General features: G+C 40.2%; 1 protein-coding gene and 1 pseudogene. Both read right to left on the reverse strand.

Going from position 1 to position 2,204, the window contains the following annotated elements:
- Nucleotides 1-370: response regulator transcription factor (locus BN7444_RS00015; protein ID WP_135121979.1), on the reverse strand; the 370-nt coding region annotated here is incomplete at its 3' end.
- Nucleotides 371-496: 126 nt separating this feature from the next.
- Nucleotides 497-1,935: pseudogene (locus BN7444_RS08970) on the reverse strand (IS3 family transposase).
- Between the last annotated feature and the right edge of the window lie 269 nt (nucleotides 1,936-2,204).

The following is a 2,204-nucleotide window of genomic DNA, read 5'->3' on the forward strand; positions in this document are numbered from 1 at the left end:
TTTTGTCTTGACTTAGAGGTATTGTCCTTAAAACCGCATCAATCCTTGCCCTTAATATTGCAAGGGAAAATGGTTTAGTTAAATAGTCGTCTGCGCCTTGATCTAGGGCATCAATTATAAAATCTTCGTCATTTTTAACTGTTGTTACAATAACTCTTATGTCCTTATCTTTTAATTTTTCTATCAAATGTTGACCGTCTTTATCTGGTAGATTTATATCAAGTAGTGCCACATCCATATCTACATTCCTCTTATAGCTTGCTTCGTAAAAAGATGATGCAATCTCTACTTCATAACCATTATTAACCAAATACTTTTCCATTTGTAAAGCAATTTCTTTATTATCCTCTATAATCAAAACATTCTTCATTCTAACCCTCTCATGTATCAACTTTTATATTAAAAACAGACCCTTCACGGTAGAGTGACCCCATAAAGTTGGACTTAATCGAGTAAGCATTTCGCTTGCTCGATTTTGTTTTACATAACATTCGTTCTATGCAGATTGCATCTGTTCACGGTATTGCTTCGGACTCAATCCTCCTAACTTTTCTTTGATTCGATCGTTGTTGTAGTAGTGGATAAAACGTTCGATGGAACGCACGAGTTCTTGTCGGCTCCGGTAGATGTGACCGTCGTAGATTTCTCTTCTCAGTACACTGAAGAAGTTTTCCATGGGTGCGTTGTCGTAGTAGTTGCCTTTTCTCGACATGCTTTGAAAGATGAGATGTTTTTTAACATGGCTTGATAGGCGGTCATTTGGTAACCCCAACCGCGATCGGAGTGGAAGGTGCGGCGGTAGGGGCAGGTGTCGGTGCGCTTGATAGCTTCTTCTAAACCTTGCAGCATGGTGACGCAGTTGGGTTGGTCGGAGAGGACGTAGCTGATGATTTCCAGATTGTACATGTCCATGTATGGATCAAGGTAGAGTTTCTTTGTTTGAAGTTTCCCCGCTTGATCTTCTTCGTAGTATTTGAATTCTGTGGTGTCGGTGGTCATTTTTTGGTAGGGAACGGAGGTGTTGAAGCGGCGGTTGATTCTATTTTTCTTGATGTGGCCGACGACACCTTTGTAGGAGTTGTACTTCTTGTATTTCTTTCCATAGGATCGGACTTGCAGAATCGGACTTGCAATTTCATGATCTGAACCAATCGTTGAACTTTCTTTTTGTTCACCGCCCAGCCCCGGTTCTTTAGCTCCAGATGGATCCTTCGATAGCCGTAGTCTTTGTGATCGCGTCGAATGGCGAGGATTTCGTCTTTCAACGCTTGGTCTTTATCTTCTTCGTTCCACTTTTTCTGCCAGTACATGAAGGTAGATTTGGGAAAGTTGATGGCGGCGAGGATCTCTCTTAGTTGGAATTGTTCTCGGAGTTTGGCGACGATCCTTGCCTTTTGTTCATTGCTTCTTCCCTCTCCAAACGCCTTAGCTGTTCCCAGAACATCTTTTGAATGGTAAGTTTCCGATTCTCCGCCTCTAATTCTTTGATGCGGTTTTCCAGTGCCTCCCGTGTAGAACCATCGATGGGTTCGCTTTTCTTTGACGTCTTTGGTGTTTGTTTGCGATCTTCTTTATTTGTCACAGGTCTTCCTCGCTTATGTGGTAGCAGCCCTTCAAGACCCCCTCTCGGTATTTCCTGCGCCAGTTAACGATCATGGATGGATTGGTTAAATCGAGTTCAAGGGCAAGTTGTTGGTAGCTGCATTCGCTCGTTTCGTAGCGTGTAATGACTTCTAACTTAAACTCTACACTGTACGCACGATTATTTCTAGAGCGCATTAAACCTTCATCACCGAAATGTTTATAATTGTTCACCCATAGCCTGAGAGCGGATTTCTCAATTTGGTATTTTATAGCTAAGGCTTGAAAACTTGTTTTACCACACAAGTATTCTTCGACGATTTTCTTCTTCAATTCATAACTGTATTTTGCCATTAAAAGACCCCCAAAGGTTGGATTTCTTGGTCCAACTTTTGGGGGTCAGTGCATTTTACCGTGTATTTATTAAATAGAGCAAACCCCAATGTATCATATGCCATAAAACCCTCCATTTCTAATTTAATAAATATCTCTTTTACTAAGAATCATGGTATTCAATATTATCATAATAATCAAATAAATAATCGATAATAATGTCACTCTTAAATAAATAGAATCACTGCTATCAATTGATAGTAATACTATGTTTCCTGATATAAGATAAT

It is taken from the genome of Peptoniphilus pacaensis, assembly GCF_900088125.1.
Classification (GTDB): Bacteria; Bacillota; Clostridia; order Tissierellales; family Peptoniphilaceae; genus Aedoeadaptatus; species Aedoeadaptatus pacaensis.